This window comes from Longimonas sp., assembly GCF_046498435.1.
GTDB lineage: Bacteria > Bacteroidota > Rhodothermia > Rhodothermales > Salinibacteraceae > Longimonas.
In genome coordinates, this window is sequence record NZ_JAWOAR010000052.1 from 1 (window position 1) to 6,021 (window position 6,021).

8 protein-coding genes are annotated in these 6,021 nt (G+C 60.7%); all 8 read left to right on the plus strand.

Annotated features, from left to right (window positions below; translation table 11 throughout):
* The first annotated feature begins 567 nt into the window (after nt 1-567).
* The 8 genes from R6U20_RS02050 to R6U20_RS02085 all read left to right on the plus strand — a co-directional run bounded on the left by R6U20_RS02050 (nt 568) and on the right by R6U20_RS02085 (nt 6,000).
* Nucleotides 568-1,401: an outer membrane protein assembly factor BamD gene (locus tag R6U20_RS02050; RefSeq protein ID WP_410336210.1), complete on the plus strand. Its 834-nt coding sequence runs from the start codon at nt 568-570 to the stop codon at nt 1,399-1,401.
* 68 nt (nt 1,402-1,469) lie between these two features.
* On the plus strand, nt 1,470-2,057 hold the full coding sequence (gene nadD, locus R6U20_RS02055) for a nicotinate (nicotinamide) nucleotide adenylyltransferase (protein ID WP_410336211.1): 588 nt from the start codon (nt 1,470-1,472) through the stop codon (nt 2,055-2,057).
* A gap of 49 nt (nt 2,058-2,106) precedes the next feature.
* A complete protein-coding gene (locus R6U20_RS02060) occupies nt 2,107-3,639 on the plus strand; it encodes a glycoside hydrolase family 3 protein (protein WP_410336212.1) in 1,533 nt (510 codons plus the stop codon).
* 137 nt (nt 3,640-3,776) lie between these two features.
* The gene (locus tag R6U20_RS02065; RefSeq protein WP_410336213.1) at nt 3,777-4,364 is read left to right on the plus strand and encodes a thioredoxin family protein; all 588 of its coding nucleotides are present in this window, start codon (nt 3,777-3,779) and stop codon (nt 4,362-4,364) included.
* A gap of 39 nt (nt 4,365-4,403) precedes the next feature.
* Nucleotides 4,404-4,625 (plus strand): ABC transporter permease, encoded by a 222-nt coding sequence (locus tag R6U20_RS02070; protein WP_410336214.1) that lies wholly within the window; start codon nt 4,404-4,406, stop codon nt 4,623-4,625.
* A gap of 17 nt (nt 4,626-4,642) precedes the next feature.
* Complete coding sequence (locus R6U20_RS02075) at nt 4,643-5,293, plus strand: hypothetical protein (RefSeq protein WP_410336215.1); 651 nt, start codon at nt 4,643-4,645, stop codon at nt 5,291-5,293.
* Between the two features lie 65 nt (nt 5,294-5,358).
* Entirely contained in the window at nt 5,359-5,523 is a 165-nt protein-coding gene (locus R6U20_RS02080; protein ID WP_410336216.1) for a hypothetical protein, read from the plus strand.
* Nucleotides 5,524-5,532: 9 nt separating this feature from the next.
* Nucleotides 5,533-6,000, plus strand: coding sequence for an ATP-binding protein (locus R6U20_RS02085; protein ID WP_410336217.1), 468 nt, complete (start codon nt 5,533-5,535; stop codon nt 5,998-6,000).
* Nucleotides 6,001-6,021: the final 21 nt, after the last annotated feature.

The following is a 6,021-nucleotide window of genomic DNA, read 5'->3' on the forward strand; positions in this document are numbered from 1 at the left end:
CTGATGGAGACATCCGCACCGAAGTAGCGCTCCCAGTCTCCGGCTACCAGATGTTCTGGATCCCGGATCAAGTCCGGGATGACCGGAAGAAAGGGTTTAGGAGGCCGCCCGGGATATCCGCTTCGCTCCTGATCCCGGGCTAAGGATTTGCAGCCCATAGCCGGGTAACCTGTGCCGACCGCTGTCGGTACCGCTTGCGTCCCCGGCGACATTAAGGCGAGTTTCGTCGCTCACCGATTGCAAACACCTGTATGATGATTCAGCGCAGATGGTATTATTAAGTGGTCTGGGATGAGCAGATCCAAAGGAGCGTGGCGTTCTCTCCGGCTCATGGGCTGCTCCCCTGCATTCACCAGCCACAAGAGGCGACGCGGCGGTGTATAGAGGATTGTGACAAGGGTGCGTGAACGAGACGCTAAGAGGAACAGCGCCTTTTCAGCGTACGTTACGCCCCCGTAACTGCCCCAAAAAAGGCACTATACCATCACGCCGAGGCGTTTTCTACCGTCTTGGGGCATCGCGTCTGTTGCTTCCATTGTGCTGCTTATGTACCGTTCTTTTCGTGCGATGCGTTATCTTTTGTTTGGAGCTGTGGTATGCAGCGTGTTGTTGGCGGGCTGTTCAGGCTCGCAGCGCGTGACGCATAGCTCGGCTGAACAGGCGTATCAGAAGGGGATGGAGCTGTACGAAGAGGAAGAGTACGAGGAAGCGATCGACTACTTCCGTGGCGTATTCGAGTACGGACGGGGCACCGACGAAGCGCCCGATGCGCAGTTCTATCTGGCTCGGGCCCACGAAGAACGAGGCGAGCACCTGCTGGCCGCTACGGAGTACAACCGGTTCACGCAGCTCTACCGAAATAATGTGCGGCTTCCGGAAGCGGAGTACCGTCGGGCGCTGATGTACTACAAGGAATCGCCCCACTACAAGCTCGATCAGACCGACACGGAGCAAGCTATTTCGAACTTTCAACTTTACATGCAGCGCTACCCGAATCACGAAAAGGTGAGCGATGCAGAAGAGAAAGTGCTTGAGCTACGCAATAAGCTGTCGCGCAAGCAGTTCGAAGCAGGCGAGCTCTACGAACGCCGCCGCATGTACCGCGCCGCAGCGTACACGTACGAGGAGGTGTTTGACCAGTACCCCGATACCGACTACGCCGACCGGGCGCTTGCGGCATCGGTACGCACATACGTTGAGTACGCCGCCATGAGCGTGCCGCAGCGCCAGGCCGAACGGTTCGAGTCTGCCATCGAAAACTATAATCGGCTTGCGCAAGTCTTTCCAGACAGTCCGCACCTGCGCGAGGCAGAGCGTCAATACGAGCGGGCCCAGGAGCGCTTAGAGCGTATCGAGGCGCGTGAGAGCGATGAAGATCAGATCGCGCAAGATACGCCGTAATTGCCGCTTGACCCGCGGGGATGCCCCGCTGCTTTTCCTGCTGTGCTGTTTTGCTCACCGCCGCTCCTATGCGCATTGCTCTTTTTGGCGGGTCATTTAACCCTCCACACATTGCCCATCTTATTGTGGCCGAGGTGGCTTGCGACCAGTTTGAGTTTGATGCGGTGTGGTGGATCCCCAACGCAACCCCGCCGCACAAAACCAATGACCATCTGGCGCCTGCTTCCGACCGACTGGCAATGACACGCGCAGCCGTTGCAGACCATGAGGGGTTCTCGGTCTGCAATATCGAGATTGAGCGCCCCGGAGTCTCGTACACGGTCGATACGGTGCGCGCACTCACCGAGCAGCATCCCGAAGCCTCATTTTCCCTACTCATTGGCAGCGACAGCCTCGATACCTTTCATACGTGGCGCGAGCCCGACACCATTGCCGAACTCGCTGACCTGGTTGTGTATAAGCGCCCAGGCGGACTCGGCGACGTAGCTGCTCCGCGCTTTGCCAACTGTGCCCGCTACGTGGCAGCCCCGATGCTGGAAGTGTCGAGCACCGAAGTGCGCCAACGATGCTACGACGGACGTTCCATCCGCTACATGGTGCCCGCAGCAGTGCGGTCGTATATCCGCACCCATGGGCTGTATGTCCCGAATCCATAGCCTGATAAGGCATTGTTTCGCTACGCTGCCGCTATCGTCTTGCTTTGCTATGGCTAACTCCGCTTCGTTACGCGCCCGTGCCGCGCGCCTCATTATGGTACGAATGGGATCAGCGCTCCCACCGGTGCGCACCGCTTCCGAAGATCTTGACCGCATCTGTGCGCTCTGCGAACGCTACCCGATTGGCGGACTCTTGCTGTTTAACGCCTCATGGCCCGACTGTGCTGATGCACTGACCGCAGTGCACAATGCCGCCTCCAAACCAGTGCTTGTTGGGGCAGATATCGAGCAGGGCGTCGGCCAGCAGGTGGCAGGTGCAACGGTCTTCCCGCGCGCTCTTGCCTGTGGACACGCTGGGCGGCGCGCCACACAGATACTCGCTCACATCACCGCTGCCGAGGCTCAGGCATGTGGGATTCACTGGGCGTTTGCCCCAGTCGCTGACCTGCGCAACGAATCGCGCAATCCAATCATTGCCACACGTGCCTTCGGCGATACAGCGCGCGCTGTGGCGCCGCACATTCACGCGTTTGTGACGACAGCACAGGGACACGGACTGGCCACAACCGCTAAGCACGCCCCCGGCCACGGACGCACCACCACCGATTCGCATGTGGCACAGCCTGTTGTATCGGCGCATGCGAAGACCCTTGCGCGTACCGATGCCCTTCCCTTTCGAGCGGCTATTCAAGCCGGCACCACTGGCCTGATGACCGCGCATGTGGCCTACCCTGCCCTCGACGCAAGCGAGAAGCCCGCCACAGCTTCGCCTGCCATTCTGCAAGGCCTGATGCGCGACACCTGGGGATTTGACGGCGTGATCGTATCCGATAGCTTGCTTATGGATGGCATCGACGCGCCAGGAGCCCGCGCGGCTACGCTGCTAAATGCAGGCGTGGATATGCTGCTGGATCCACCCGATGCCGAGGCCGTCATCGAGGGCATTGCCGGGGCTGTTGAGCAGGGCCTCGTCGAGGAGGAGCGCCTGAATGCAGCCGTGGCTCGCGTCCATCGCCTGATGGCGTGGGTACACAAGCGCCGCCCAACGGGCCTGCGTCCCAACCCGGTCCTGCACGACGCCGTGGGGCGCCGCCTACACCAGCGCGCAGCCCATGCCATTGCCGAGCAGGCCATCGACGTGCCGCCGGACATCGCGGACCGGCTCCCGTACGACGACCAGACCCTGGTCGTCCGCTGTACGGCCCAACCCGCCGAAACCGACGATGACTCCGCCCTGCGCGACGCCCTCTCTGCACATGCTCCCGATGCAGCATACATCGCCTGCCCTGCTGAGGTGTCGCTGGCCCGCAGTGCAGCGGTGGCTGCGCGCATCCACCAGGCCAACCACGTTGTGGCGGTGCTTACGCTGGAGCCAGCAGCATGGCACGACTTTCAGTTTCCGACAGCCCATCGGGCCGTGTTCGATGCGTTACAGGCGCATCCACGGGCGCTAATCGTAGCTGCGGGTAGTCCGCATGTACTGCATGCATTCCCAGAAGCCTGGGGAACCGGAACTACCTATAGCGACGGCCCCGCTTCGCAACGCGCCCTTGTGCGGCGGCTTGTGCAAGGGGCTTCCTAACTATATAGCTCGACGCGCTGCTATCCTGTGCATCCGTAACAAATCCCGAACGGCCTCAGCGCAGCATGAACTCTGCTCCAGTCCTCGGGTTGAGAGCATGACTCGCAAATCGATTGTATTACCAACCCTGTACTCGCATGGCTGCTGTAGAATCTCATATGCTCGAATTGGGGACGAAAGCCCCTGACTTTGACCTACCCATTGCCAATCCGGAAGTGGATGATCTCGATGGCGACCGCCGGGCGCTGGATGATTACGACGACGCCTCAGCGCTTGTCGTCATGTTTATCTGTAACCACTGCCCGTATGTGCACCACGTAGAGCCCGCGCTCGTGGAAACCGCACGTGTGTATGGTGAACGCGGCGCGCAGTTTGTCGCCATCTGTGCCAATGATGCCGAAAACTACCCCGACGACAGCTTCGAGAAGATGACCGAGCGGGCTGAAGAGAAAGAATACCCCTTCCCATATCTGCAAGACGAAACGCAAGAAGTTGCCAAGGCCTATCAGGCGGCTTGCACCCCCGATTTCTACGTGTTTAACAAGGACCGCGAACTGGTTTACCGAGGACGCTACGACGAAACGCGCCCCAACAACGGCATGGCGCACGGTCAAGACCTGCATGCCGCGCTCGATGCAGTGCTCAACAGCGGCACGCTGCCCGACGAGCAGCACCCGTCCATGGGGTGCAGCATCAAGTGGAAGCCGGGCAACGCACCGGCATAAGGAGGCCTGTCACGGAGATTCAGAGAGGACGTGAATGCTATGTTCGACGGACGGGCCTTTCAGGCGTGGCCTCTGGCACTGCTGGGGGCTACGCTGATTGCTTCGCTCTTCCTCCTCGTTATGATGCTGATGGAAGCCGTGCTGGGCGGACAGGCGCTGATCACGCGGGCTGGGTTCGGCATGGCCGCTGCTGCCTTTGTGGGTTACCTGAGCGTGGTGCGCTATCTGTGGTGGCACGATGAGAACCGGTCGTCTTCCTAAACGTACCTCGCATTCTCATGCTCGACTCTTCTTTCGCCCGCTGGACTGGAGGCATTCTACTTGGTTGTGTGCTCGTGGGGGTGGTGTTGGTGCAGACTGTCCCCTTTGTCGGCATGGCATGGGGAGCCCTAACGGGCGGCCCAGGACTGGGGCTTATCCGCGATGTCCGTACGACGCTGTTGGAGCAGGAGGCTTTTCGGGAGACGCTGGTGGCGCACGAGCGTGAGGCCTTGCGCCGTTACCGCACAAGCGGCACCACGGCGCATCAGCAGCGTCATCTCATTGATGTTGACCTGGCCCCGATGGGCATGCCTACCTTCTGGGATGTATGGGGCGTACGTGTGCGCACCGACATTGTGGATGGCGTTCCACGCACGGCTTTCCTTGCCCGGCCGGGCGTTATTCTGGAGGAAAACGATGCTGTGTTCTTTGCTAAGCAGTGTGACGGAGCACTGTGCAAACAGGGGGTGCGCCTGGCTGGATACGCCCGCGACGTCGGCGTTTCATGGGGCGTGCTCACAACCTACCGGCTCAACATCACAGAGAGCGACGCGACCTCTCGCGTCACACTGGGCGCATCGCCTATGCCTACTGCTGAGTGGGCCGAGGCATCTCGGGAGCGCCACCACAACGGAGACGGCCGCCGCTTCACATCCGCTAAGGAATGATCTCATAGCTCATACCAAATCCGGTTGTAGCACTGCGGTATCGCTCCTCTACGGAACACCGGGTTTTGGATGCGCCTGCTCCGCCCGATGCCGAGCGCTCCCCGCCTGAGCATGCACTCCACCGCCAGTACGCACCCAGCGATAGCTCCAACACCCTGTGGATCGGCTCCGACCGTGGGCTCATTCGGTTCGACACCGAGCACGAAGAGGCCGAGGCATCCCCCAAATAAGCCGTCGCAATCTCCGTATCCGATACAGGGCCGGGCATCCCCGAAGAAGAACAGGAGCGCTTGTTCGACCGGTTCTACCGTGGCGCCCACACCACAACACGGATGCAAGAGGGCTCGGGGATTGGGCTCAGCCTGGCCTACGAATTGATTACACTTAATGGGGGACAGATTCGCGTACAGAGTAAACTGGACCGGGGCGCGACCTTTGTCATCGCACTGCCCGCTCAACATGAGCCGCCCGCAGGGTATGCGCCCGACGCCCTGCCCTCGTTTGGTGACGACGCGCTCGTACAGCCGGTACGCCCCAAACCTAACGAGGCCCCCCCGAGCAAGGATGTGCAAGAAAACGAGAGGCAGCGCGCAGAGACGACGGACCCGGTTCTGCTACCAGCGGAGAAGCGACACTCGCACGCATCCGTTGGACTCCCCGGGGTGGTTGGAGACAGCGCGCAGGGAAAGAGAAGTCGAGGAACCTGAGAGGCCCGCAGCCGGCGATTG

Excerpts from the sequence above, each read along its gene's own strand:
- nadD (WP_410336211.1), top strand. The coding sequence starts at position 1,470 with ATGCGCATTGCTCTTTTTGGCGGGTCATTTAACCCTCCACACATTGCC.
- R6U20_RS02070 (WP_410336214.1), top strand. The coding sequence starts at position 4,404 with ATGTTCGACGGACGGGCCTTTCAGGCGTGGCCTCTGGCACTGCTGGGG.
- R6U20_RS02065 (WP_410336213.1), top strand. The coding sequence starts at position 3,777 with ATGGCTGCTGTAGAATCTCATATGCTCGAATTGGGGACGAAAGCCCCT.
- R6U20_RS02060 (WP_410336212.1), top strand. The coding sequence starts at position 2,107 with ATGGCTAACTCCGCTTCGTTACGCGCCCGTGCCGCGCGCCTCATTATG.
- R6U20_RS02050 (WP_410336210.1), top strand. The coding sequence starts at position 568 with ATGCGTTATCTTTTGTTTGGAGCTGTGGTATGCAGCGTGTTGTTGGCG.
- R6U20_RS02075 (WP_410336215.1), top strand. The coding sequence starts at position 4,643 with ATGCTCGACTCTTCTTTCGCCCGCTGGACTGGAGGCATTCTACTTGGT.